The following is a 26,158-nucleotide window of genomic DNA, read 5'->3' on the forward strand; positions in this document are numbered from 1 at the left end:
GGTCCGACCTTCAATGCTTTAGCATTTAGCAATTGCTGCAATCGAAACGTAAGTGTAGTATCCGTTGTCTCTACGCAACTAAAGTGGCAGGAACAATGGCTCTCCTTATATTTAAAGATCTGATCTTACTGTCGTTTTGGATTTCTATAACAATCAACTAACTCTTGTTCAGACCATTTATCTGTTAACGCTTTGAAATTACCTTTTTTATCAAAATTTTGACTTTTTTCTTCTGCTTTGAAGATTGCATAAGAACAATAGATAATTTTTTTGTCTAGCTGTTTCGCAAATTTCAAGGATAAATCTACGCCCATGACATCTTTACCCAACTCTTCAGTGATACCAGAAACCGCAAGATAATCGGCTTTTCTAAAGATCATACAGGTTTCTGATGCCGCTTGAACGTTTCTTGGTAAAGCGATTCGATAATAATAACCTAAGCTCTTACCAGGTGTTCCTTGTTCTGGGTAAATCAACCGTTTTTTCTCCATATCAATAGACATACCAATATTTTCGATACGATAACGATAATCTACTACTCTCCCTGTTACGATACCCGCTGTCGGTTGTTGCACCATATTCATCATCTCAACAAGCCAGTTGCTTTTTGTTGGAACGAGACCAGCATCCAAAAGAACTGTGTATTCACCATTCGTCGATTCAACCAATTCGTCTCTTGTTTGCCCTTCACTAAAAACGATCTTGTTACTCGATGACTTAATTTTTTCTTTCATCGATTTCGGCAAGACGATCTCGTAGTTTTCGTAGATTGTTTTCTCAAGTAATTTTTTTAGATAATCATTGATATCTGTCGTGTCATTGGTAATCACGATTGATACTTTAGGTATCGTATCATACATATAATTAATTTTATACGAGCCATAAAATTCAGCAATTTCCACAGTTGCTTTGATATTGCGACGATCCATTGCTGCTTGTACTGCACGTTGCCCAGCAACATAGGCGTACCCTTTACTTTCAGGATTCAAAGCGGTTGATGACTCAATCGCACGCCAATGGTACATCATACCTGGGATATGAGCGATATTTTCTGCATTCTCCGTAGCACGTAAGACAAAATCGTAATCTTGAGCACCGTTAAATTCTGTTTTTAACCCACCTGTTTTATCCAATAAAGAACGTTTTATCACAACGAAATGTGTAATGTAATTATGGTTTAAAATCAGCTCAGAATTCCATTTAGATTTATAGAATGCATTGAAACGCTTGCCACTCTCCGTGATTTTATCTTCATCTGTGTAGATAAAATCGATTGTTTGATCTTCATTTAAAGCTTTAACTACTTCGTACAACGCTTGTGGAGCTAATTCATCATCATTATCCATAAATCCGATATAATCACCCGTTGCAATCGTTAATGCTGAGTTTGTTGCTTCTGAGATATGACCATTTTCTTCACGATAAATGACTTTGATGCGATCATCTGCATCCGCATATTTTTTAAGTAAAGGCTTGATGTAGTCACTTGGTGAAGCATCATCGGCTAAACATAGCTCCCAGTTTTCATAGTATTGATTTTGAAGGGAAGACACACAGGCATCTAGCCATTTTTCTTCGACATTATAAACAGGAACCGCTACAGAAATTTTAGGCTGAAATTGAAATGTTTTGATTTCTTCTAAAATAGCTGAAGGATCGACTGGTGTTTCTTGTTGTTCTTGACGTTTAAAATACCATTTCATCGAGCCGATAAGTCCACGTGTCTGCACAGAGCGCAGCGCGCGTTGAATCTTATTCCCAGGTTGAACCATATTAGGTTTTTCTAAGCGATATTGTAATTTCCGACCGTTATTAGCTGCAATATTTAAGAGGTAAGTTGGTTGATCGTCCGGATCGATCACCTCAATCACGAAGCCATACTCTTGATCGCCTTTTAGTTCAAACATGTCGATAACATCTCTTCGGTATTCTTTTGTTACAGAATATTCAATAGCTACTTCAGCCGATACATTAAAATCAATAGGTAACTTATCTTCTTTAGAATATGCCCAACCGCGAATCACAGTCTTCTTCTCTTCAACATGACGCACGATATCATCGATATTCAGTGACACGAGTGAATCAAATTTACTGATGGATACTTTTTTATACTTTGTCATTGTTTTTCCACTCACCATTGATCCTGTATTTTTTGCCTGATTATTTCCTGCTTTTTGCTCAATTGCATAATCAATCAGTCCATGAACTGTATCAGAAAAATTACCTTCGTATTTGTAGTCTATTGTGATTGTCATTGTTTTTCCAGCAATTGTTTTTCCATCTACTTCCATGACAGGTACTTGAATGTCAGAGAAAAAATAGCGTGCTTCTTTGTTGTAAACAGCATTTGTCGCACTAGGCTGTATAGCTGTTCCGGAAACCGTCAATTCGATATCTATTACTGCTCCCGTCAGGCTTGGGAAAATTTTCAATAACTTGATATTTTTTGGAATATCGATCGTGAATGTTTTATTTTCACCTGACACGTTATTAAGTTGAACATCAAATTCTTTTTGCTCTTCTTCACCGCAGTCATATAGGAAATGAATATTCTTCCTATAGCTTGAATTTTCAGGCACTGTACGAATCGGATGTGCCACAGGTTGGGCAGAAAGTGCGTAAAAATACTGATAGACTTCCCCAAATGGACGCGCTTTAAAAGCAGCACGAACTTCCACTGGCAAGTCTTCATAGGTAGATTCAAGTTCATTATAGCCCACTTCATTGAGTGTAAAATCCTCTTTGGCAATAAACAAACCAATTTCTTCGAAAAGTTTTTCAAAGCCGCTTTGAACGAAGAAAGACTTATGTGTTGCATCAAGTAAGCCTGTTTCACGCCAATCTAATTTATTATTAAATAGATCGATCAAAACAGAATTATGTGCAATATTTGGGAATGTGATCAAGATTTGTCCTTCTGCACTTAAAAAAGGTTTCACTTTCATAAGTGCATTTTTAGGATCCATTAAATGCTCTAACACATCCGCAAAAATAATATAATCAAAGGTTTGCCCTTCAAAATGTTTCGTCCAAGCTTCTTCATCGATATTGCCATAAAAACCATCATTAGAAAACTCTTTGACGTGATTATATAGCTCTTTATCAAGTTCAACGATTGCGACATAACAATTTTTCTCTTCGATCAAATACTTCGTCATTCGACCATTTCCTGGACCGAATTCTAATACTCGACTATTCTCTTTAATTTGGGCAACGATTTTACCAACACTGGTACTCTCGTCAACTTCCATTTCAAAATCATATTTCATCTTTAATAGTATCCTTCCATTCATGATCTAAAATGACAATGCCTTCGCCTGCATAGCGACCACTAATAAACATGTTAAGGTATTTCGTTTTGTAAACCAAAGGTACTGTGGCGTGTTCTTCAAAGAAGGCAATATCAAAGTAATATTCACCTGTCAAAAGAGACATTTTCCCGTATTCAAGATAAAAGACGTTTTTGCCTTTTTTCCACGGGATTTTGACGCCATCCAACAATGTATTTAGTCCACAAACATAATTATTGTCGACTGTTCGAATCGCAACACCACAAACAGGTGATTTGATGGCATCATTTTTGACAGTATACTCTAATTTTACAATGACCTTCTCATCTTGATTAACAATCTCTAATGGTTCCAAAGCGTAATTCAATAAGGTTGCTTTATCGATCTCGATAATATCTGGAACTGTTTCTTCATTTTGGATTGTTTTTTCACGGTCAACCGTTTTGATTGATTTTTTCTTCAAGAAGTTTTCGTAGTTTGTCGTTACATCCATCGTATCTCCGTATTCAACAACTTCTCCATTTTTCAACCAAAATGTGCGATCACAAAAACGACGAACAGAATTAACATCGTGAGAAACAAAAAGAATTGTCTTACCGGAATTTTTGATTTCAGTAAACTTCTCCATACATTTCAGTTGGAATTCTAAATCGCCCACTGCTAATGCTTCGTCTACGATCAAGATATCAGGATCAACATTGATAGCTACAGCAAAAGCTAAACGGACAAACATTCCGCTTGAATATGTTTTGACCGGTTGATACAAATGATCACCGATATCAGCAAACTTGATAACTTCCTCTACTCGTTCTTCCATTTCTTCTCTAGAAAAACCAAGAACCATTCCATTTAGAAAAATATTTTCATAACCAGAATACTCTGGATTGAATCCTGAGCCTAATTCCAATAATGCTGAAATTTTCCCGTTGATTTTCATAGAACCAGAAGTCGGTGTTAGGACACCTGTAATTATTTTAAGAATCGTTGATTTACCAGAACCATTTTCTCCAACAAATCCGATCATTTCGCCTTTTTCTATTTGCATCGTCACATCTTTTAACGCATAAAAGAGTTCGTGATATGTTTTTTTCATTGGATTCAGAGCTTCTTTAAAACGATCAGATGGTTTTTTGTACATATTATATGTTTTGGTTATATTCTGTATATCGATTGCATATTCTGACATTGTTTAATCTCCTTGTGTTTATCGATCACATATTTCAGTATGTTTTAGCTCTACTGGGTCCTGTTTATAATACATCTGAAAAATGTGGTTTCAAACGTCTAAAGACTGTAGACCCAATTAATAAAAGAACTATTGTAAAGCCCCAGAAATACAAGCCATACTGCCAATGTTCCCAGAACCAAGCTCCACCTGTAAAGGAATCACGATAGCCTTGGATAATATAATATAGCGGATTTAGTTTTAGCACTTGCTCAATCCAACCAGATGGCTGCCATAAGATTGGCAAGGTCCACATAATTGTTTGCATCGCTACATTAATAAATTGCATAATATCTGGTAAAAACGGTTGGGTAGAAGCTGTCAGCCATGTTACACCTGTCAAAAAGATAATGAGACAAAATAGATAATAAATCAACTGTAAGCTTTGCAACGTTGGGTAAATACCACTTAGTGACGTAATCCCAAAACCAATTACAATAAAGAATAGGTGTGTATATAAGCTAGATAAAATCTTTGATGTTGGTAGAATTTGTACGTTAAAAACTACTTTTTTTACAAGGTAGCTGTATTCCTTAAACACGTTGGTTGCAGACAGCAATGAATCCGAGAAAAAGAACCATGGAATCAAACCTGTAACGAGATAGACAATAAACGGAAACTCTTCATTAGCTCCCCGAGGTCGTATTTGCGAAAAAACAAACCAATAGGTCAACACAGTTACTAAAGGCGTAATAAATGCCCAGATGATCCCTAGTGCAGAACCTGCATATTTTGATTTAAAATCGTTAAACGAAAACTGTATTAATAGCTTTCTATTTTCAAAAATATTTTTAAAAATGGATAGTGTTTCTCGTATCATTGACTCTTTTCCTTTCCTATTCCCATCGCTTTTATATTTCTACTAAAATAAGCTGCATAACATTACTAGTTTAAAGAATATGCGCACTTTTTTCAAGTTATGTAAGTATTTTCTTAAGATTTAAACTCTAAACGTTCATTTTAAAGGCTTTTTACTTGGCGATTTGAATAATAACAATCCCTAAAATAATCACACATGTCCCAATAACGGTTCCAAGGGAGACTTGTTCTTGCAGGATAAGTTTAGAACCTATTAACACAGCAATATTGGTAAAGGCGACGCCCATAGGAACAATATAAGATACTTCTGATTTGCTGATAATGACCATCCACAGTACAAAACTAAACATGTAACATAAAAAGCCTATGATTGTTGTGAAAGACATTGAAAAAGAAAAAACAGCATTCGTGATTTGAATTGAATTTGCCTGAGAACCTAATTTCACTAAAATCAAACCTGAAGTTGATAATACAACATATATTAAGAATAATAACATTATTTTTTCTCCTTTTTATCTTTCAATATTGAAAGTTCTTGAATTAACAGCTTTAGTTGGTTTTGCTGTTTTGATAACAACGCAGAATTCTTGATTTCAATAAACAGCAAAACAAAGATTGCAGCGATGATTAAAAAATTAGAGGTTGTTTCAAATCCTAACAATTTGGCAAACCATTCTGGTAATTTAGGAAAAAGAGCAAAAATCACCAAACCCGCCGATATAAACAACCACCTAATCGCATTTTTTAGCAAAAAAATATTTTTATTAATCGAACGAATAATATAAACAAAAAAGAGCAAAGAGAATAGTAACATTTCAACTCTTAAAATTGGGCTCATTAGTCTCCCTCCCGCATAAAACCTGAAACAATGATTGCAATACTTACTTCAAACATATATTTGACCGAAGTAAACGAACGAATCGATGATTGACCACCTGATCGTTCCATCATATTAACAGCAACTTCCTTGATTTTGAATTTCTTTTTAAGCAGATGTACAGTTGATTCGGGTTCTGGATAACTCGTCGGATACTTTTTAGAAAAATAGCTGATGATTTCCTTATTGCAAGCACGATACCCAGAAGTTACATCATATATTTTTTTCCCTGACGATAGATAAATCAAAAAAGAAAGAATTCTAATCCCGATACGACGCATAAAGGTTGTTTGGAAATCTGCTTTTTGGTTTGGTAAAAACCTCGAACCAATTACGAAATCAGCTTCTTTTTTGATTATCGGTTGTACGACTAAGTCTAAACTGTTGATATCATGCTGTCCATCCCCATCAAATTGAACCGCAATATCATACTCGTTTTCTTCAGCATACTTATATCCCGTTTGAACAGCTCCACCGATCCCCAAATTCATCACTAAATGAACCGCATTAATTTCATTTTTTTCTATAATTGCTTGTGTTTTATCAGTTGAACCGTCATTGATTACGATATAATCAATTGTATAGGAATAGTGATGACTATTCTCTTTTTTAAATGATTCAATAGACGTAATTGTATTTAATATATTTGATTCTTCATTATATGCAGGAATAACTAAAAGAACGCGCAAAGTAACTCCTCCTTTACCAATTAGTAACTATTAAGAATAGTATTTTATTAAAATTTGAATAAAAACAAAGATAAGCAACAATAAACTGCTAAAAAAAGCTATTTTATCCATTGATTGTTCGCTATACTTAGATTCTAACTTTCTTGACGTCAACATGTACGTGGCTAAAAATGCCATTGGGGTTAGATAACGTGCCTGATATCCATCCACTTTGTCGGCTCCCACTGGTGTGAATGTCATGTAAAGTGCTGTTGCACTTAGAATAATCATACTTAAAATAGAAAAACCAACAATCATTTTTTCTGTTATAGTAAAATAAACATTTTTTTCTTTTTGAATTTCTTGATAATCGAACAAACATAAGAACACCCATACACATATATTTAGAAGAGTCACGAACGGATTAATCACGAGTACGTACCCCATTAAGCCAAATGTTGCAGATAAGTAACTTATGCAGTTTGATGAAAAGAAAAGAGTTAGCATTTTAAGATAACTGATTGGATTTTTTATAATTCCAACCGTTTGTTTATCAGAATCAACGTTCGGTAGTCTCCATTGATTGATTCCCATGTCAGCAGAATACTTGTAAACTAAAAGAGCGACAATAAATAATATTATAGATAGCGTACTATATAAAATCCACTGGGCTTTTTTATTTTTAAAATTTTCTCGCCTTAATAAGAAAAATAAAACTAACACAGGTGCATATACAACTTTGATAATGATCGCCATACTAAAACAACTGGCAATCAAGATAAATTCTGACAATTTTATATGGGACTTTTCATAACGAATTCGCATGATCTGGGCAAAACCTAACATGACCACGCCCACTAGTAGTGCATCTACCCCAACTGATGCTGCGAGATATAACATAACAGGTTGAACTGCAAAAAACGCCATTACCCTCTTACCATAAGGCATTTTTTTGATTGAAAAAAACGCTAGCAATCCGTATGCTACTACATTAAAGATTCTAGCAAACCATACATAAAAAATCATGGGTAGCTGAAACAACATCGCTACTTTTATCCCGATTCCGCTAAATATATAGGAGAGAAAGGGGTAGGTTACTGCAGAGGTCTCTTTTTTCTCTTCTATTGTTACTGAGGTTTCTTTGGTTGTATTTTTATTATACATATCTCTGAACTCTTCATAGGCAGTGTAAGGTTCTTCCTTATACATCGATTCAAACCCTGCAGGTAATTCCAGTTTATCTCCATTTTCGAAGAATAAATTTCCCTCTGCTACAGATATACTCTTCAAAATATGAGCCCGTTCATCCATTGTTTGTCCTACTGGCATAAGTATGGATAGCAATGAACCAAACAAAATGATCGTTAAGAAAGCAAAATACTCATAACGATTTTTAAATGTCCCCTTCGCAATCAAGACAACAAATATAACGAACGATACCAAAACAAAAAAGCGAATCACATTAAAATGAAACTGATTTGTTTTCTTCATTTCTGAAACTTGAAATTCTCTATCCCCGACGTCAATAAAGGATAGGGTTAACGGCTTCTTTTGATCTGTAAGTTTAATTACTTCTAGCGAATGTTGAATCTTTCGTTCACCGTAATTTGTTTCTGGACTAGTTATTTTTATTTTCGCTTCTGGGCCTTCGGCAACGGATGTAATGAAGGAAAGCCTAGTCGCCTTACTTTCAGTATTTGGAATAATTATTTTGCCTTGAACAGTTTTATCAATCAGCTTATAGCTATTTTCTCCTGTTTTTTTAATATTCTCAAGCGTTACATTCGTTACATCTTCACTAACATTTCCGTATCTAAAATAGGAAGAATTAAATACAAACATCTCAATTAGCAATACAACAAACACAATACTCAATAATATTATCAGCCACTTATATAGATTCTTTTTCTTTTTATCCATAGAAATGTCAGCCATCTTACTCCACCCTTTTCATTCATTTACTCCTCAATTAGTAACAAAAATACCTAAAGAATAGAAATGCCCTAACCATTTCTATTCCTTAAATTCTTTTTATTATTTTGAAAGGGAGGCAAGCATACTTTCTAATGCCTTTTCCCAAGTCGGAATTTCAAAACCTAACGCCTTCGTTTTAGTAAGATCCATCACTGAATACTTTGGTCTAGTCGCTTTTTGTGGAAATTGGCTTGAATCTACTGGGAGAACTTCTACATCTGTATTCTTTAAGATTTCTTTAGCAAATTCATACCAGTTGCAACTATTATCATTTGAAAGATGATACACGCCATAAGGAGCTTCTTCTTTTACAACAAAAACCATAAATTCAGCTAATGTTCTTGTCCAAGTCGGACGGCCGAATTGATCGTCAACAATAGTCAATTGATTGCGTGTTTCCGCTAATTTTTGCATTGTGAAGACAAAATTATGTCCATATTGACCAAACACCCACGAAGTACGGATGATGTAATATTTTTCCAGGATATCCTGAACAATTTGTTCCCCTAGTAATTTCGTCCGACCATACTCGTTTTGAGGATTTGTCTGATCATCAGTCTTGTACATTTCATCTTTTTTAGTCCCATCAAATACATAATCTGTACTGATATAAACCAAGGTTGCATCAACTGCTTTAGCCGCAATGGCTACGTTGCGTGTCCCCTCTACATTGATTTTCTCATCTAGTTCTTTGCCTTCGTCCTCCGCTTTGTCCACAGCTGTATACGCCGCACAATGATAAATCAATTTAGGCTTCAAATTAGTGATATAAGCCATTGTTTTCTCTGCATCTGTAATATCTAATTCTTTTGAATCTGTGGAAACGTATTCCATTCCTTGTTCGTCCAATAAATGACGCAACTCCGTACCAAGTTGCCCATTACCACCGGTTAAAAGTATCATTTTTGTTTCCTCCTCGTAAATTTAAAAGCATGACGGGCTCATTTTATCTTGACTGAAAACGGATAAAATCAACCTATTTTTGCTTCTATCCACTATCCATTCGTATTTAGAGCGTGGAGCAAAACCAATTTTTAGGTTTGTTCCACGCTCAACAACTCATTATTGTAATCATACTCGGTTAAAATCTGATGTAATCGAAGTGTAGCAGAATAGTTACTGAATACACCGTTTATCTGGATTCTATAATCCAGTCACGATTTATTGACCGTTTTTCGCATAATTGGCTTCCACAGCAGCTTTGTCTGCTTCCCACCAACTTGAATTTTCTGTATACCATTTGATTGTATCAGCTAAACCATCACGGAAATTAGTAAATTCTGGCGTCCAGCCTAATTCTTCACGTAATTTTGAAGAATCGATCGCATAACGTAAATCATGACCTGGTCGATCATTTACGTGTTCGTATGCATCTTTTGGTTCACCCATTAATTCCAAAATTAATTCCATTACAGCTTTATTATCTTCTTCTCCGTCTGCGCCAATCAAGTATGTTTCACCAAGTTTTCCTTTTGTTAGGATCGTCCAAATAGCTGAAGAATGATCATTTGTATGAATCCAATCACGAACATTTTTACCCGCACCGTATAATTTAGGTGTAATTCCGCTTAAGACATTGGTAATTTGACGTGGAATAAATTTTTCAATATGTTGGTAAGGTCCGTAATTATTTGAACAGTTCGAAATTGTTGCTTTTAAGCCAAATGACCGTCCCCACGCTTTTACTAATAAGTCTGAACCTGCTTTTGTTGATGAATATGGGCTTGAAGGGTTATAAGGTGTTTCTGCTGTGAATTTTTCCCCTTCCCCTTCACCATGTCCTGGCAAGTCTTCACGTAAAGGTAAATCACCATAAACTTCGTCTGTTGAAACATGATGATAGCGTACATCATGTTTTCGACAAGCTTCAATCAAAGTATACGTACCAATAATATTTGTTTGCACAAATGGAAACGGATCATTCAGGGAATTATCGTTATGAGATTCTGCCGCATAATGAACTACTGCATCAGTATTTTGAACCAAGCGATCCACTAATTCAGCATCCGCGATATCGCCAACGACTAATTCAACACGATCTGTTGGTAGTCCTTCAAGGTTTTTCTTATTTCCTGCATATGTTAATTTATCTAATACCGTGACATGGACTTCTGGATGATTGTTCACGACATAATGAACAAAGTTTGATCCAATGAAGCCAGCTCCACCAGTAACAATGATGTTTTTCATCTTCAAGATCTCTCCTAAATTTTTTTAGATTTCACCGTAAACAAAAGGATTTTCTGATTCAAATTCTTTTAAGGTTGGATGATTTTTATCTTTTTCAGAGGTAATTGCTTTTTGAATATCTATCGGCCAATCAATCGCTAAATCTGGGTCATCAAAGGCAATACCACCATCTGCAGGTGCATTATAGTAATTATCGCACTTATACATAAAGTTAACATTTGGAGTCAACGTTACAAAGCCATGGGCATAGCCCTTCGGTACCAATAATTGACGATGGTTATGTTCAGATAAAATATATCCTTCCCATTGTCCATATGTTGGACTACCTTTGCGGATGTCAACGATCACATCTAAAACCGCACCTGTTACAACACGAATTAGTTTTGTTTGAGCTGCTTCACCTTTTTGAAAATGCAAGCCACGTAATACGCCCGCTTCGCTTGAAAGAGAATGGTTGTCTTGTACAAAGTCAAAATCTAATCCTTTTTCAGCAAATTTTTCTTTAGAATAGCTTTCAGTAAAAAAGCCGCGGTGATCGCCAAATACGTCCATCTCAATGATTTTTACATCTTGCAATTTTGTGTCAATAACGTTCATTCTAATCGCTCCTAATCTGTTTCTGCCAATCTTAGTAAATATTGTCCATACCCATTCTTCTTCAATGGTTGTGCCAGTTCAATCAATTGCTCTCTTGTGATGTATCCCATTCGATAAGCAATTTCTTCCAAACAAGCTACTTTTAAGTTTTGGCGTTTCTCGATTGTTTCAATAAAAGTTGACGCTTCTAATAGGGATTCATGAGTTCCTGTGTCTAACCATGCAAACCCACGTCCCATCACTTCAACAGACAATTTATTTTTTTCTAAATATACTTTATTTACATCTGTGATTTCTAATTCACCACGATCAGATGGTTTGATATTTTTAGCGATTTCGATTACTTCGTTATCATAAAAATACAAACCAGTAACAGCGTAATTTGATTTTGGTTTCTCAGGTTTTTCTTCAATTGAAAGAGCAGTCATCTGATTATCAAATTCAACTACACCAAAACGTTCTGGGTCATTCACATGGTATCCGAAAACAGTGGCTCCGTTTTCTTTTGACGCTGCACGCTGCAACATATTCGATAAACCACCACCATAATAAATATTATCACCTAAAACTAAACACACACTATCATCGCCAATGAATTCTTCACCAATAATGAATGCTTGTGCTAATCCATCAGGACTTTCCTGAACCGCATATTCAATATGAATCCCTAGATCTTTCCCGTCGCCGAACAAACTTTCAAAGCGAGGTGTATCATCCGGTGTCGAGATAATCAGAATTTCTTTGATACCTGCTAACATCAAGGTTGACATTGGGTAGTAGATCATTGGTTTGTCATAGATAGGCATTAATTGTTTTGATGTGGCTTTCGTTAATGGATATAATCTGGTTCCACTTCCTCCAGCTAAGATGATCCCTTTCATGAAAAAACTCCTTATACTAATTTATTTTATTGTTATTTACTAACTGTTATTATTGCATTATTAGCTATGATTGTCATTCATTTTAAGAATATTTTACAAAACTGTAAAATAGCAGTTGACTATGAATTTAAAAATATCCTTCTGAAGAGCACGTAACTAATAGCACACCGCCATTTCAGTTGCTGATAAAAGCTGGCTTTTGTATTGATTTCACTCGCATTATCGCTATGCCTACGATATAAAGTAAGCGGTTGTGCTATCAATGCACTTTTATTTCCATAAGCTGCAATCAAACCGATCCACATGTCATGCATCGGGACCTTAGCAGGAATGGGCAATATTCTTGTCTTTAACTCACTGCGAAATGCCATACCTGCACCGATATATTTATTTTTGACAATATTATGAAGAAAGCCTAATTTAACGTTTCGGTACTCAAAATAAGAAGGTTCGATTACATCCAACTGTTCGTTCACGATCACCAAATCACTGATTACTAACTCTATTTTAGGATGCGTGTGAAAAAATTCTAAGGTTATTTGAACTTTTTCAGGCTGCCAAACATCATCTTGATCTGCCAAAAAAATGAATTCGCCCTGACTTTGATTGATAGCAAATTCAAAATTCGCAATCACGCCTTTTCCTGGTCCGTTAAAAAATTTTACCCGCGAATCTTGTGCTCTATATCGTTTGATAATAGCCAATGTTGCATCTTTAGATCCATCATCAGATATAATTAGCTCATCTTGAGAAGCCAATTGAGGTAAAATACTATCGAGCTGTTCTTCTAAATATTTTTCTCCATTGTAAGTGGCAATGCAAACTGAAATCATCTATTTTCCTTTCATTAGCAATCGATATTCTAAAAATGTTCGTCGCCAAATTTTACGATTCTTGACCCGCAAAAATTGCTTGACCGTTCTTAAAAGCAAATGTCTTCTGTGGTTGTAAAATTGCTCTTGATCATACTTCTTATAAAATAGCGTTTCTCCGCTAATAATCGATTCATAACGTTTACTGTTGATTGTTTGGTAGTCCAACACAGATAGATCATGCGTTAGATGATTATTCAACACACTGATTTTTTTATCTAATTGATGGATCTTCCAAAAAAGCCAATGATCTAAAAAGTCCAACGGAAAATCCAAGTTAAAGGAACCAATACTACTCAGTGTTGCCTCAGGAAGTACAGTTCCAGAATTAATGCTCATAATTTTTTCTGAATAGGTACCGGCTTTTGGCAGTTCAGATCGACCTCCGATATATTTATCAGAAAAAACCGGAGAAATTTGTCTGCCATGAGAGCTGACAATTGGAACATACGCTCCAACCTCAGGATCTAGAGATAAACTAAGTAGACGTTCAAGGTAATACTCATCAAGCAAAGTATCTTGATCTAGCAATAACAACAAGTCGCCCTGCACTTCATTAAGACAGTGCCTTCCTGCGTTATATGCTTTAGCCAATCCTGGATTCGTTCCATCGTGAACGTAACGAACATTTTGAAACGAGAACAATGTATCCGCTTGCTCGTTTTGACTATTATCGTAAATAAATAAATACACTGATTTTTTTTCTGATATCATTCTTTTTATATAGTCATAGCTAGGTGTTTCTGAGAATTTAGTTTGATATAAAACCATCGTAATGACCAACTTATTCTCCACTAGAAAAACCTCCAGCCCCATTTGTTGAAAAATTTTATCATTGAGTGTAAAAATATCTTAAATAAATCTTTATTTTTATGCGCACCCTTCTCATACAAGTGAATCACGGTTTCAAAAGGGGTGTATAAAATGTTATATCCAGCTTTGCCAAAACTCAAACAAAGATCATTGTCTTCAAAATACATGAAAAAGCGCTCATCAAAACCGCCGACCTGTTTAAATTTATCGATATCGATCACCATAAAACAACCAGAACCCATTTTTATATAGGAGGTACGATCATCAGGTAAGTTGCGACATTCATAATAACTTAAACGCTTATCAAATAGCTTTTTGACTGATTGAAATGGAACAAATCGTAGCATATAATCAAAGACATCTAATTTTTGACGGACTAAATACTGCGTTGTTCCATCTGAATTTAAGACTTTAGGACAAACAGCAGCCAATTGTTCCTCTGCTTTGATACGCTGAATCATTTCGTCCAAAGCCTTTTTTGTAATCAAAACATCTGGATTAAAAATGACCGCATAACGCGTAGCAACCTTTTTTAAAATCTGATTATGTCCATAACCAAAACCATTATTTTCCTCAGCTCTATGTAACAGAATAAATGAACCATACTGTTCAAGTTTCTCTATATAGCTTTGCTCAGAAGCATTGTCAAAAATATGTATATCATAGTTTGACTCTAGGCCCAATTCAGTTTTTAAATTATCAAGCACATCAAAAATATGACGGCTATTATGAGTAACAATGGAAATCGTTATTCTATCATTCATATTTTTTGCACCTCATTTAAAATCAAATTAATCAAACCAGTCGTTTTTTAACTTAGCCTGTCGTAACCCAAAGTCAAGGAACTATTGTTACCAACGCTTTACTACTCAATTATTAGCAGTTTTTCATTCTGTATAAAACGTCATATCCCACAGGTTTTTTCATTATTTAACGAACTTCGTAGGAGAACAGAGCAAAACTGTCACTGTTCTATCCCGCCCTCTTTTTTGCTCAATTAGGAAATTATAACACAGCTTATGAATCCAGCAACTATTGTCATGGAGCTATTACTTTTTTTTAGAATGTTTGCCTAGTCTTTTTTCTAATTGCTGATGACGAAATTCACGATTTCCAAACATGCGTAAAATGTACATCAATGGTTGATGATTTTCGCCAACTAATCCAATCATTTCTATAAATAATTCTAGACCAATTGCGCTAAAAACAATCAACAAAATGGATGCAACATTACTTGCATAACTAAATAATAGCGCTACAAAAGAGAACACCAGTGCTAACCCATAAATCGTCATTACCGCACCTTTGTGGGTAAACCCGAGTGAAAGTAAACGATGGTGTAAGTGCATCTTGTCTGCTGATGAAATCGGTCGCTTATTCATTAAGCGACGAATAATCGCGTAAACAGTATCTGTAATGGGTACACCTAAAATTATCATAGGTGTGATCACCGTAATAAACGTCGCATTTTTCAATCCTTGCAAAGACATGACTGCGATCATAAAGCCCAAAAATAAAGCGCCAGTGTCACCTAAAAATATCTTAGCTGGATAAAAATTGTACGGAAAAAAACCTGCAATACTCGCGACTAAAATAAAAATCACGATTGGGATATATACTGTTTTCGCATGAAGGAAAAAATAACCGATGACGCCAATTGTTGCTAAGCTAATGATCGAAACCCCCGAAGCCAGTCCATCTAACCCATCAATTAAATTAACCGCATTCGTAATTGCAAATATCCAAAACAATGTCAATGGTAAACTAAACCAACGTAAATCTATGTGACCTAGGAAAGGTAATGTTACGGCATCGATCCGAATCTCTGCCACAAAATAGATAACTAATGCACCAAGTATAATTCCTAGTGTTTTTTTCTTTGGGGATAATTCATAAATATCGTCGAGCAAGCCCGTTGCAACAACGATACCAGCTCCCAAAATGATTGGCCAGATATAATTGATTGGTATAATAGACTGAAACATGACTAAACAAGAAAATGAAAAAACAAAATAAATACCTAATCCACCCGCTGTTGGCATATTCTTAGTATTCACTCTTCTTTCACCGGGAGCATCATATGCTCCTATTCTAAACGCCAATAATTTAACGATCGGCGTCGTGATCAAAGATAAGATAAACGTCAGAAATAGACGGATAACAATTTCATAAATAAACATCGACATGATGAACCTACTTTCTTAATGTACATCGTATATTATACCGAATCATTCTACATTTACAAGTTGGAACAGGTGTTTCCACTGGGTAGAAAAACGAAAAATTCTACTTGTTTATTTGAATCGAAAACGTTCGGTCTACTTCTTTAATTTTTCTTTTGCTTTGTCCACTAGTCGATTGATCAAACCATAGCGGTGTTGAATTTTTTCATTCGAGAGGTACTCTTTAACGACTGCATTGATAATACCACCTAGAATGATGATTGTGGCTGCAAAATTCAGCCACAACATTAAGATAATAAAGCTTCCTATAATTTGATAACTGGCGATTTTTGAACTGAAGTATTTGATATATAAACCAAACGCTTGTGACAATAACATCCAGCCCGCCGTTGCAAAAATAGCCCCTGGTATGATCGAACGAAATGTCAATTTTGCATTAGGAACAACGCGATAAATCAAACACATAATAACCAATAGGACCAATGATGTGATCGGCCACTTCAAGGCTTGAAAGGTATCAATAAAATCAGTTGAAAAATGAACTATTGGCTGCAGTAAATCTAAAATCGTTTTCCCTAAGCCCAATACCCCAACAACACCAACGATCGCTATCATAAATAAGAGAATCACAAGTAAAGACATGATACGAACAATGATAAAGTTTTTGCGTTGTTCAACACCAAACGCTTTATTCATTGCCGTTTGCAGTGCATTAATACTTTGACTCGCACTCCATAAAGCGGCTAAAGCAGAAATCGACAGTAAGCCACCTGAGCGTTGTGTCAGCAAGGATTGGATTGCTGGTTTTAAGTCCTCAAATATAGCCTTTGGAATTGCTTCAGCGATATAGGGTAGCACTTCGTTTGGATCAATATGTAAGTACGGCAGGAGGTTTCCTACCGCAATCAATAGAGGAAACAGGGACAAAAGTAAATAGTAAGCCACAACGACCGACGTATTTCCAATCTCTGAATCAATCATGCGATGTTGTGTTGTTTCAATGAAACGCATTAATTTTTCATTCCTCTTTACTTTGTCTACCAGTTTCATACCATTCTCCTCTAATTGATTAATAAGTCAGTTCTTCTCCTTGAGAAGTTAAAATTTTTGGTCCATCTTTCGTAATAGCCAGTGTATGTTCAAATTGGCAACTGATTCCACCATCTAAAGTATACGCTGTCCAGCCATTTGGATCCATTTTCATACGCCACGTTCCAGTGTTGACCATCGGCTCGATCGTAATGACCATTCCTTCTTTTAAACGTAATCCTTTACCCGCTTCACCATAATGAGGAATAACTGGACTTTCATGAATAGTCGGACCAATACCGTGACCCACGAAATCTCTTACGACAGATAAATGTTCACTTTCAACATACGTTTGGATTGCATGTCCAATATCACCGATACGATTGCCAACTTGCGCTTGCTCGATCCCTAGATACAAGGCTTTTCTTGTTACTTCCATTAAGTGATCTAATTCTGGTGTTGACTTGCCGACTACATAAGCCCAGCAGGAATCTGACATAGCGCCTTTTAAATCAATGCACATGTCTACTTTGATCAAATCGCCATCTTTTAATGGTTTTTTACGAGGAAAGCCATGACAGATTTCATCATTGATACTACAGCATGTTGCATATTTATAGTCTTCAAAACCGATTTGAGCAGCAATGCCGCCATGACTTTCAATAAAGTTTCTAACGAACACTTCAATGTCCCAACTCGTAACTCCTGGTTTGATAAACGTGCGTAAATGACGATGAACGTCTGCCAATAATTCTCCAGACTCATCCATCATTTCAATTTCTCTTGGTGATTTTAGTGTAATCATTCAATTTCGTCCTCCTAAAATATAAAAGCTGAAAGAGCTTGGCCAGCATTGACAGAAAATAGAAAAAATAAATGCAATGCTCTTTACCAAAATTATTTTTTATCTTTTCCGATACCTTCATTTTTTAAAGTGTTAGCTCTTATGAATCGATAAGATCGAAGCAAAGCATAACGGCTAGCTCTTGAAGCTAAAAAATCTTCATATAAGAGTATTTTATCATAATTTATGAAAATTTCACTGAAAAGTAGTTGTTAAAAATAGATTTCATTCTTTTTTAATCTTCTAACCATCAAAAACGTTGAAATGTAGATAATTTATCCATTTTAAAACTTCATTTTGTAATTTACACAGCCTTCGTTTTTCTGATATAATCAAGGTGGTATTATTTGAAGGAGGAAATCTAATGACCTTAGCTAAAATCGTTTATGCAAGCATGACTGGAAATACAGAAGAAATCGCAGATATCGTTGCTGAAGCTCTTGAAAATTTAAATATTGAAGTTGAAATCAATGAATGTACACAAGTTGATCCTGAAGATTTTGAAGAGGCGGATATATGTGTCGTTGCGACATATACATATGGTGATGGCGAATTACCAGACGAAATAGTAGATTTCTACGAAGAACTACAAGAAATCAATCTAGCTGGAAAAACTTACGGTGTTTGCGGATCAGGCGACACTTTTTACGATGAGTTCTGTAAATCAGTGGATGACTTCGACGCTGTTTTCACAAAAATTGGCGCAACCAAAGGAGCAGATAGCGTAAAAGTCGATCTAGCTGCTGAAGAAGAAGATATTCAAAATCTTGAAGCTTTTGCTAAAAAATTAGCAGAAGCTGTAAAATGATTATTAGAAATAACGATAATTAAACAAGAAAAGGCTGAAAGCAACGTCAATGAGTTTGCTTTCAGCCTTTTCGTTTAATTGCTCTTAACTATCGATATCAATCGGTTCATCGCGCTCTAAAATCTGCTCGATTGCATCTTTCATCAACTGTTCAATTTGTTGATCACTTGGACGAATGATCCCCGAAGTCATCAACGCCGCAATTCCCGTTGCAACGATCCAAGTTCCCATGTGAAGAGAATTGATTTCTGTGTCATTTAATTTTTCGTAGTCAGGGTCTTTTTTGACCGCATTAGAAAAATAGCTATAAGAAAACTCCTGCATTCTTTTTCCACCACCATATTCTTCTAAATATAATGCGCGGTATAATTTACTTTCGTTTTTAGCAAAGTGAATGTAATTTAACGCTAAGTCCACAATAGTATTGTCTGTATGAGTGACAGGAAATACTTCTTTTGCTAAATATTCGTGAATCTTTTCAAATAATTCTTCTTTTAAATCATCCATATTTTTAAATTCTAAATAAATAGGTTGTGTTGAGCATTTCATTTTGGTTGCAATGTTTCGTGCGGTGAATTTCGAAAAGCCTTCAGTGGCCACTACTTCGTATGCAGCATTTAAAATCTGATCTTTAGTAATTGTTTTTTTTCTTGCCATAATCTTTCAATCCCCTCTACCTATCCTTTACAACGCTTCCATATCAATACTACAGTTATTGTAACACGATTTGTTTAATCTGCAAAATTCTAGTACTTCAATTTATATTATTTTATTAATTTGATTAGACGGGACTTTCAAGAGCTTTTTTTCAGAATTAAATAAGCTGTTAGACTTGCTCGTTTGTTTGAGTTCACGAACTCTACGTGTTATGATATGAACGGTTACATGAATGAAAACTAGGAGGTTATTCTATGACATTACCAAATTTTAATGAGATATTAAAAAAATATGCGAGATTAATTGTCGCAACTGGTGTAAATGTTAAAAAGGGACAAAGTATCGTTTTACAAATTAATGTTGATCAAGCACCTTTGGCTCGATTGATTACAGAAGAAGCATATAAATTAGGGGCTGGTGAAGTAATCGTTCAATGGAATGACGATATCATTCAACGTGAATTTTTATTACATGCAGACGAAAAGTACTTGGAAAGTATTCCTCAACATAAAATAGACCAAACGGATGACTGGGTCAACAAAGGAGCCAGCCGAATCAGTGTTGTCTCATCTAATCCTGATACTTTAGCTGGAGTAGATCCAGATCGTGTAGCTGCTTTCCAATCTGCTTCTGGCAAAGCGTTAGTTAATTTAAGAAAGGCTACACAAGCGAATAAAGTCAGCTGGACAGTTGTTGCCGCCGCAGGTAAAGAATGGGCAGCTAAAGTCTTCCCAGACTTGAAAGACAGTGAGCAACAAGTCGATGCACTCTGGGATCAGATATTTAAAACTACTCGTGTTTACGAGGCAGACCCTGTTGCCGCTTGGCAAGCCCATGATAACAAGTTAGCTACAAAAGCAGACGCGTTAAATAAAGAACAATTTAAAGCATTACACTACACAGCACCAGGTACAGACTTAGTGATTGGTTTGCCCAAAAATCATTTATGGGAAGGTGCCGGTAGCGATAACGTTCGTGGTGAAAAATTTATGGCTAATATGCCAACAGAAGAAGTTTTCACCGCTCCTGACAGCCGTCATGTTGATGGTGTTGTTTCTAGCACTAAACCATTAAGTTATGCCGGAACAACTATCTCTGGTATGAAATTTACATTTAAAGACGGTAAAGTCATTGATTTTTCTGCCGAACAAGGAGAAGATGTATTAGCGAAATTACTTGAAACAGACGAAGGCGCACGTCATTTAGGCGAAGTAGCGTTGGTTCCAGACCCGTCCCCTATTTCTCAATCAGGTATTATTTTCTACAATACTCTATTTGACGAAAATGCTTCAAATCATTTAGCGTTTGGCTCCGCCTATGCTTTTAACTTACAAGGCGGAACTGAAATGACTGAGGAAGAATTAATAGCAGCAGGTTTAAACCGCTGTCATACTCATGTTGATTTCATGGTGGGATCAGATCAAATGGATATAGACGGCATTAGAGAAGATGGCACACGAGTTCCGATTTTCCGTAGTGGGGATTGGGCATAAAAAATAGAAGACTGAAAATCATTTTTTACGATTTTCGGTCTTCTATTTTATGTTTCTTGGGACTTACGTCCCAAGCTCGTTCTTTTTAATTGTTAATATGGATAATAAAAATCAACGGTATAACCGATTGTTTTAAGATTTCTTCTTAATTGATATGTTTGATAACCAATTGTTTTACGATTAGCATCGTTCAATTCTTTTTCTGCAAAGTTTATGACCGATTTAGAATTTTTGAATAGTTTTAGACCATTATCTAAATATTTATTTGGAACTTTTAATTTTTTAGCATCTAATTCACCAGCAACTTTTGTGTTATCTCTATATGAAGTTTTAGCCGATTTGTTTATTGTAAAATAATTTTTCTTTGGCACAAGTTTTACTTCGATTGCTTCTAAACGATAAGCAAATTTTGATGTTCCAGCAGGAATTCCACCTTTTTCCCATCCCATCCAACCGAAGTTTTGTGCATGGACACGATAAAAGACATCATATCTTCTTCCTAATTCCCCTGTTAACTTGATTCTAATTGCTTCTAAACGTTTAGCTTGACCAGAAGTTCCAGATACTTGACCGTTCTTTTTCCAGCCCTGCCATCCAATATTTTGAATGTGTGTACTGTATTGAATATCACCACTGTAAGGTGAATCCTTTACTTTCAATTCAATTGCTTCTAATCTTTTTGCTTGACCAGATGTTCCTGCCACTTGAGCATTTTTCTTCCAACCTTGCCACCCAATATTTTGAATATGCGTACGATAAGTAACAGTCGGAGCTATTGCAACAGCACGTTCATTTTGTGTAATTGTCTCTTCTGACTCTAAATCATCATTTTGCAAATTGTCCACACTTTTTAATTCCCCATAGGGTACAGCTGTGATTTCTCCTTCATCTGCATTTGCACTTGCACTTGTTGCTCCACCAACAAAAAGCAATGATAAACCTAATAATACTAAACTAACCTTTTTCATTTTCTCACAATCCTTTCTTTGTAACATCATAATTATATAATATATACTAGTTAAATTACAATAGTCATTTAAAAACATTTTTAAATTTTTGGTAGTTTTTCCGTATCTAGTGAAACAACTTCTGTACTAATAGTGTGAAAACAAAAAAACACCTATCAAATCAACGTTTGAAAGGTGTTTTTTACGTTCTCGACTAACTAATACTACCTATTATATAGTTGTAAATAGATAGATACTCTTTGTCTATACTTATTTTGTGTATATCCAAACAGATCCCTTTTTATAATATTTTGGCACAAATTTTGGCACAAGAGAATTTCCGACAATCAGTTAAGTATCTCTTTCTGGACAAACAGAACATATATTCGTATAATAGTCATACATTAAAAGGATGGTGTTTATCATGACAGATCATATTGATTTATCAGATCCTTATTTCCGAGAATACGAAGATAGAGGGATGAAAAAATGGCAAGGTTTCTTTTTGGCCGAACATACGGCAAGCGTATCGCGAGAAAATAAACGTCTACGCAAAGTAGTCCCGCAAAGAAGAAAAATGACCGAGGGAGAAATTGGACAAATATGCGAATTTGCTTTTAAAAATGATCGGCAAGTGACTGTCCAACTTGAAATTAAAGATACCGAAGGTAAATATTTTGATGATACTATAGGTTTTATCGAAGGATTTGATGAGTTAGGTTATATCATCAATGACACAAAAGTACATTATGATGAGATTCGCAACGTAGAGTTGTTTGATTTTAGGAAATGGAACAGCATATGAACTTAATCGATGACTATGAGGCTGGATTATTATCGTATGAAGAGTTCCAACACTTCTTATGGGGTAGCGGTCAACGATTGATAAATGAAGTTGGATTGGAAAAGTTTATATTTTACTTAAACACCGAGGAGGGCGAATATTATGCAAAAGAGTAGCTATGTAGGCATCGTTGATAAAATTAGGGTTATAAAGTCGTTTCCCGATATGCTAGTGCGTTTTACACTGCATACCCCTTCCGCTGATATCAATTGTCTAGTTGGCAGAAAGGAGCTCGCTAATCTAATCCTATTTCTTGAGGATGGAAAATTCGAACTTGCTACCTTTGGGCACTATAATAATCGTAAACAATTCGTGATCGAGAAATTTGCAGTCAAAAACCCTGATAGCTTCGTTCGTGAGTTTGTTTTAAAACCTATGGCAAGTATAGCTTGATCCCTACTTTAATAGTAGGGATTTTTATTTTCAAAAAGTTTTAATTATTTTACGCAAAACACTTTACATACCACGCGAAGCGTGGTATTATATGTATGTAGTCAAGTAAGAGAGAAAAAGGAGATTATCAAAATGAACTTAACAATAGACGAATTAAAAGAACTTATGGAAGACTTTGAGTGGGATCACTCAGCTGCTGGTATCCGTTTCGAGGAAAAAGAATATAAAGTCGGAGATGTTATCTCTGATAGCAAGCATAATCATGACAGAGAGGACGAAAGAGCATTTCCGGAATACGGAACTGAAGAGTATAACGAAATGGCTGAGTTCCCAGGAGTTAGCACTTATAACTCAAGCATTATCGAGCACGTTGAAGAATGGATTGGTTACCACAAGCATTGTTACATTGTGGTAGGCAATGGCAAAAGTTGGTCTGATAGTATCGATGATTATGTATTAGATGATGATGAACTAGTCATCGAAGACGGAACGGTTGCTTATATCATAAAATAATTTGGAGGGAATCTCCTTCCCTCTCTTACTTAAACCAGAAAGAGGTAATAATATGAAATACGATTTGTTTGCAACACTTTATGCGGAGGCTCAAGAGTATAGCAATGTGGAAATGTACATCGCGGAACGCGGATGGCAAGAATGGATGGATAACTACCCAAGTGAACAGCTCGGAAACATCTTGACATCTATCTACGAGTTGGCTACAACATCACTAAAAGAAATTAGAGAGTCACGAAAAATCAGCCGGGCAGCATTTTCTCGAGTATACAATATCCCGGTTAGGACTTTAGAGGATTGGGATACTGAAAAAAGAAAAATCACTGATTATAACAAGATGCTTATTGCTTACACATTTTTCATGAATGACTTTTTAGATAAATCAGCGGAGAGCAACAAACATGAATGACATTGTAATTTCGGGTAAGCACATAATAATTTTAGCTTTCATCATTCTGTTGTTATCTCTTTTTATAACAAAATCCAAATTTTACAAAGAAAGATTTTGGATAGCCTGTTTTTTATATTTCGTGATATTGGTAAAACTTGTTTTGGATAGCGTTAACAACCTTTTACTATAGATTTTAAGCGTGAAACAAAAAGGAGAAACAGATATAATGACCTCTAAATGCGAATTTTGCGGAAAAGAAGTTAAGCGTAAAGGGAGCAAATTTTGCTCTAGAAAATGTTACGCAGATTCTAAACAGAATATTAAACAATGTGTTGTATGCGGTAAATCATTTGCGGAGCCGCCTAGTAGTGAAAAAGTTTGCTGCTCTCATTCTTGTGGTAAAGAACATCGGCAACAGCTACAACTCACTGGCACTTATGACAAAACAAATGAAAAGTGGTTGCTAGAAAAAGAAAAGTATTTTGCTGAACATCAAGGAGATAAACATCCGAACGCAAAATACTGGAAAATAAAATCACCAATAGGTAAAATCTACGAAACAATCAATCTTAAAGACTTTATACGCCAAAACCTTGAGTTGTTCGATGGTAGCTCTGTAAGACAAGCTTTTGATGGTATCGTTAAAATAAAGGCATCAGAACAAGGTAAAAGAAAGCGTCCAGTAAAGTCATACAAAGGTTGGACTCTATTAGATTGGCGAGATTAAAATAATTCTTTCCCCTCCTTGCGTATATTATCGTAAGGGGGTTTTTATATGGATCAGATAATTATATTAGATGGTAATGTAGTAGGATTGGTTAGCGATGATGGTGCGGCTCGATGGGAGTTTGATAGTTTGATGGATGCTGCAGAGTTGTATAGGTTACTGGTGTTGAGTATAGATATTGAGGATAGGATTGCTCTTTTAGTACAAAATAGTTTATAATATATAGAGAAGGGATGTGTTTTTTTGATTACAAAAGAAGCGATAACTAACTTTGGTGTGCCTAGCATTTTAAAAGATAGAGATATTAAATTTTGTTTTTCTGACAGTCTTGGTGATAGGTCGTTAATAGGTATAGGGTGCCATATCAAACCCGATAAAGATAGTGTGAAATTTTTCCTATATGACCAAAATAGTCACGAATCTATTTTTACAATGGATTTCTATATCCGGAAACATTCGTCCAGAGCTTTCCCTGATAACGATAATGGCAATTCAACTCTTTATCTACAGCATATTGGTACTAATCAAGAATTGAGAAAAAATGGGATTGCAACATTTTATATGTCTAAGTTGGTAGAGTTTTGTACTAATAATAATATCAAAAGCATTACTTTAAATATAGCTGTCCCTAGCAAAAAATTAAAAAACGCACTTTCTAAATCGGAATTAATTAAGTTTTACAAAAGTTTTGCTACAAACGATGTCGATATAAGAATAATATAATAAATCAAGCCCCCGCAATCGTTAGGGCTTTTTCTTTGCACAAAAAAACGCCTCGTTAGAGACGGAATACTGAATTACTCTTGCACAGTGGACACGCATATAATACCTACTAATAGTACAACTTATTAGCAGTTTTTCATCAAAAATAAAATACCGCCCGATAGTATGGACGGCATTTTGCAAGGAGTATTCTTAACACTACTTTATTAGAATAATATTAGTATATACTAATAAGTTCGTCTGTGCAAAGAATATACACGCTTACTTTTATGTACCTTGCAGGACTCGAACCTGCGACCGGACGGTTATGAGCCGTCTGCTCTGACCAACTGAGCTAAAGGTACGAAAACCGCCCCATGTAGAGGCGGCACGATGATTATGCTGAACGTGTTGGTAGGCA

The 26,158-nt window shown here is 35.5% G+C and carries 29 protein-coding genes and 1 tRNA gene; 10 read left to right on the forward strand and 20 right to left on the reverse strand.

The window, feature by feature from the left end; translation table 11 throughout:
* Positions 1 to 125: 125 nt before the first annotated feature.
* The 17 genes from AC1PU0_RS12460 to map form a co-directional block, all read right to left on the reverse strand.
* Positions 126 to 3,269, reverse strand: coding sequence for a glycosyltransferase (locus tag AC1PU0_RS12460; RefSeq protein WP_206849687.1), 3,144 nt, complete (start codon positions 3,267 to 3,269; stop codon positions 126 to 128).
* The gene (locus AC1PU0_RS12465; protein WP_206849685.1) at positions 3,259 to 4,476 is read right to left on the reverse strand and encodes an ABC transporter ATP-binding protein; all 1,218 of its coding nucleotides are present in this window, start codon (positions 4,474 to 4,476) and stop codon (positions 3,259 to 3,261) included. The genes AC1PU0_RS12460 and AC1PU0_RS12465 overlap by 11 nt, the downstream gene beginning before the upstream one ends.
* 64 nt (positions 4,477 to 4,540) lie before the next feature.
* Entirely contained in the window at positions 4,541 to 5,335 is a 795-nt protein-coding gene (locus tag AC1PU0_RS12470; protein WP_111248333.1) for an ABC transporter permease, read from the reverse strand.
* 151 nt (positions 5,336 to 5,486) lie between these two features.
* Entirely contained in the window at positions 5,487 to 5,831 is a 345-nt protein-coding gene (locus AC1PU0_RS12475) for a hypothetical protein (protein ID WP_069655415.1), read from the reverse strand.
* A complete protein-coding gene (locus AC1PU0_RS12480) occupies positions 5,831 to 6,172 on the reverse strand; it encodes a DUF2304 domain-containing protein (RefSeq protein WP_206849683.1) in 342 nt (113 codons plus the stop codon). Before AC1PU0_RS12480 ends, AC1PU0_RS12475 begins: the two co-directional genes overlap by 1 nt.
* Positions 6,172 to 6,900, reverse strand: a complete 729-nt coding sequence (locus AC1PU0_RS12485) for a glycosyltransferase family 2 protein (protein ID WP_206849682.1) — start codon at positions 6,898 to 6,900, stop codon at positions 6,172 to 6,174. The genes AC1PU0_RS12480 and AC1PU0_RS12485 overlap by 1 nt, the downstream gene beginning before the upstream one ends.
* 30 nt (positions 6,901 to 6,930) lie before the next feature.
* Complete coding sequence (locus AC1PU0_RS12490; RefSeq protein ID WP_206849681.1) at positions 6,931 to 8,814, reverse strand: DUF2142 domain-containing protein; 1,884 nt, start codon at positions 8,812 to 8,814, stop codon at positions 6,931 to 6,933.
* Between the two features lie 99 nt (positions 8,815 to 8,913).
* The gene (gene rfbD / locus AC1PU0_RS12495) at positions 8,914 to 9,756 is read right to left on the reverse strand and encodes a dTDP-4-dehydrorhamnose reductase (protein ID WP_069655411.1); all 843 of its coding nucleotides are present in this window, start codon (positions 9,754 to 9,756) and stop codon (positions 8,914 to 8,916) included.
* 258 nt (positions 9,757 to 10,014) lie between these two features.
* Positions 10,015 to 11,043 carry a dTDP-glucose 4,6-dehydratase gene (gene rfbB / locus AC1PU0_RS12500; RefSeq protein WP_206849680.1) on the reverse strand — a complete coding sequence of 343 codons (1,029 nt, stop codon included), beginning with the start codon at positions 11,041 to 11,043 and terminating at the stop codon, positions 10,015 to 10,017.
* 24 nt (positions 11,044 to 11,067) lie between these two features.
* Positions 11,068 to 11,640 carry a dTDP-4-dehydrorhamnose 3,5-epimerase gene (rfbC, locus tag AC1PU0_RS12505; protein ID WP_069655409.1) on the reverse strand — a complete coding sequence of 191 codons (573 nt, stop codon included), beginning with the start codon at positions 11,638 to 11,640 and terminating at the stop codon, positions 11,068 to 11,070.
* Between the two features lie 11 nt (positions 11,641 to 11,651).
* Positions 11,652 to 12,521, reverse strand: coding sequence for a glucose-1-phosphate thymidylyltransferase RfbA (gene rfbA, locus AC1PU0_RS12510; protein WP_069655408.1), 870 nt, complete (start codon positions 12,519 to 12,521; stop codon positions 11,652 to 11,654).
* A 119-nt stretch (positions 12,522 to 12,640) separates the two neighbouring features.
* On the reverse strand, positions 12,641 to 13,354 hold the full coding sequence (locus tag AC1PU0_RS12515; RefSeq protein WP_206849679.1) for a glycosyltransferase family 2 protein: 714 nt from the start codon (positions 13,352 to 13,354) through the stop codon (positions 12,641 to 12,643).
* The gene (locus AC1PU0_RS12520; RefSeq protein ID WP_206849678.1) at positions 13,355 to 14,188 is read right to left on the reverse strand and encodes a glycosyltransferase; all 834 of its coding nucleotides are present in this window, start codon (positions 14,186 to 14,188) and stop codon (positions 13,355 to 13,357) included.
* Positions 14,188 to 14,970, reverse strand: a complete 783-nt coding sequence (locus tag AC1PU0_RS12525) for a glycosyltransferase family 2 protein (RefSeq protein ID WP_206849677.1) — start codon at positions 14,968 to 14,970, stop codon at positions 14,188 to 14,190. The genes AC1PU0_RS12520 and AC1PU0_RS12525 overlap by 1 nt, the downstream gene beginning before the upstream one ends.
* A 285-nt stretch (positions 14,971 to 15,255) precedes the next feature.
* On the reverse strand, positions 15,256 to 16,392 hold the full coding sequence (locus AC1PU0_RS12530) for a glycosyltransferase family 4 protein (protein ID WP_069655404.1): 1,137 nt from the start codon (positions 16,390 to 16,392) through the stop codon (positions 15,256 to 15,258).
* A gap of 132 nt (positions 16,393 to 16,524) precedes the next feature.
* Entirely contained in the window at positions 16,525 to 17,439 is a 915-nt protein-coding gene (locus AC1PU0_RS12535; protein ID WP_069655403.1) for a YihY/virulence factor BrkB family protein, read from the reverse strand.
* A 19-nt stretch (positions 17,440 to 17,458) separates the two neighbouring features.
* Positions 17,459 to 18,223: a type I methionyl aminopeptidase gene (gene map, locus AC1PU0_RS12540; protein ID WP_069655402.1), complete on the reverse strand. Its 765-nt coding sequence runs from the start codon at positions 18,221 to 18,223 to the stop codon at positions 17,459 to 17,461.
* Between the two features lie 403 nt (positions 18,224 to 18,626).
* Here map and AC1PU0_RS12545 point away from each other — a divergent pair, with 403 nt between their 5' ends.
* A complete protein-coding gene (locus AC1PU0_RS12545; RefSeq protein WP_111248338.1) occupies positions 18,627 to 19,070 on the forward strand; it encodes a flavodoxin in 444 nt (147 codons plus the stop codon).
* Between the two features lie 84 nt (positions 19,071 to 19,154).
* Here the strand turns inward: AC1PU0_RS12545 and AC1PU0_RS12550 are convergent, their stop codons facing one another.
* Positions 19,155 to 19,727, reverse strand: a complete 573-nt coding sequence (locus AC1PU0_RS12550) for a TetR/AcrR family transcriptional regulator (protein WP_111248339.1) — start codon at positions 19,725 to 19,727, stop codon at positions 19,155 to 19,157.
* A 254-nt stretch (positions 19,728 to 19,981) separates the two neighbouring features.
* Between AC1PU0_RS12550 and AC1PU0_RS12555 the strand changes: the two genes are divergently transcribed.
* The gene (locus tag AC1PU0_RS12555) at positions 19,982 to 21,220 is read left to right on the forward strand and encodes an aminopeptidase (protein WP_206849676.1); all 1,239 of its coding nucleotides are present in this window, start codon (positions 19,982 to 19,984) and stop codon (positions 21,218 to 21,220) included.
* A gap of 92 nt (positions 21,221 to 21,312) precedes the next feature.
* On the opposite strand, the gene AC1PU0_RS12560 is transcribed toward AC1PU0_RS12555, so the two are convergent.
* Complete coding sequence (locus tag AC1PU0_RS12560; RefSeq protein WP_206849675.1) at positions 21,313 to 22,188, reverse strand: hypothetical protein; 876 nt, start codon at positions 22,186 to 22,188, stop codon at positions 21,313 to 21,315.
* Between the two features lie 403 nt (positions 22,189 to 22,591).
* Between AC1PU0_RS12560 and AC1PU0_RS12565 the strand changes: the two genes are divergently transcribed.
* The 8 genes from AC1PU0_RS12565 to AC1PU0_RS12600 all read left to right on the forward strand — a co-directional run bounded on the left by AC1PU0_RS12565 (position 22,592) and on the right by AC1PU0_RS12600 (position 25,758).
* On the forward strand, positions 22,592 to 22,972 hold the full coding sequence (locus tag AC1PU0_RS12565; protein ID WP_111248342.1) for a hypothetical protein: 381 nt from the start codon (positions 22,592 to 22,594) through the stop codon (positions 22,970 to 22,972).
* Positions 22,969 to 23,127: a hypothetical protein gene (locus AC1PU0_RS12570; RefSeq protein WP_181429519.1), complete on the forward strand. Its 159-nt coding sequence runs from the start codon at positions 22,969 to 22,971 to the stop codon at positions 23,125 to 23,127. The genes AC1PU0_RS12565 and AC1PU0_RS12570 overlap by 4 nt, the downstream gene beginning before the upstream one ends.
* Positions 23,114 to 23,404: a hypothetical protein gene (locus tag AC1PU0_RS12575; protein ID WP_479998440.1), complete on the forward strand. Its 291-nt coding sequence runs from the start codon at positions 23,114 to 23,116 to the stop codon at positions 23,402 to 23,404. Before AC1PU0_RS12570 ends, AC1PU0_RS12575 begins: the two co-directional genes overlap by 14 nt.
* Positions 23,405 to 23,536: 132 nt before the next feature.
* Positions 23,537 to 23,917 carry a hypothetical protein gene (locus AC1PU0_RS12580; RefSeq protein ID WP_206838096.1) on the forward strand — a complete coding sequence of 127 codons (381 nt, stop codon included), beginning with the start codon at positions 23,537 to 23,539 and terminating at the stop codon, positions 23,915 to 23,917.
* Between the two features lie 52 nt (positions 23,918 to 23,969).
* Positions 23,970 to 24,326 carry a helix-turn-helix domain-containing protein gene (locus tag AC1PU0_RS12585; protein WP_206838094.1) on the forward strand — a complete coding sequence of 119 codons (357 nt, stop codon included), beginning with the start codon at positions 23,970 to 23,972 and terminating at the stop codon, positions 24,324 to 24,326.
* Positions 24,327 to 24,507: 181 nt separating this feature from the next.
* Positions 24,508 to 25,035 carry a hypothetical protein gene (locus AC1PU0_RS12590; RefSeq protein WP_206838093.1) on the forward strand — a complete coding sequence of 176 codons (528 nt, stop codon included), beginning with the start codon at positions 24,508 to 24,510 and terminating at the stop codon, positions 25,033 to 25,035.
* Between the two features lie 48 nt (positions 25,036 to 25,083).
* Positions 25,084 to 25,254 (forward strand): hypothetical protein, encoded by a 171-nt coding sequence (locus tag AC1PU0_RS12595; protein WP_206838092.1) that lies wholly within the window; start codon positions 25,084 to 25,086, stop codon positions 25,252 to 25,254.
* A 24-nt stretch (positions 25,255 to 25,278) separates the two neighbouring features.
* Positions 25,279 to 25,758 carry a GNAT family N-acetyltransferase gene (locus tag AC1PU0_RS12600; RefSeq protein ID WP_111248347.1) on the forward strand — a complete coding sequence of 160 codons (480 nt, stop codon included), beginning with the start codon at positions 25,279 to 25,281 and terminating at the stop codon, positions 25,756 to 25,758.
* A gap of 270 nt (positions 25,759 to 26,028) precedes the next feature.
* Here AC1PU0_RS12600 and AC1PU0_RS12605 read toward each other — a convergent pair.
* Positions 26,029 to 26,102: transfer RNA gene (locus tag AC1PU0_RS12605), tRNA-Ile, on the reverse strand.
* Positions 26,103 to 26,158 lie beyond the last annotated feature (56 nt).

Source organism: Enterococcus sp. XAF26B05_ASV22 (assembly GCF_056727285.1).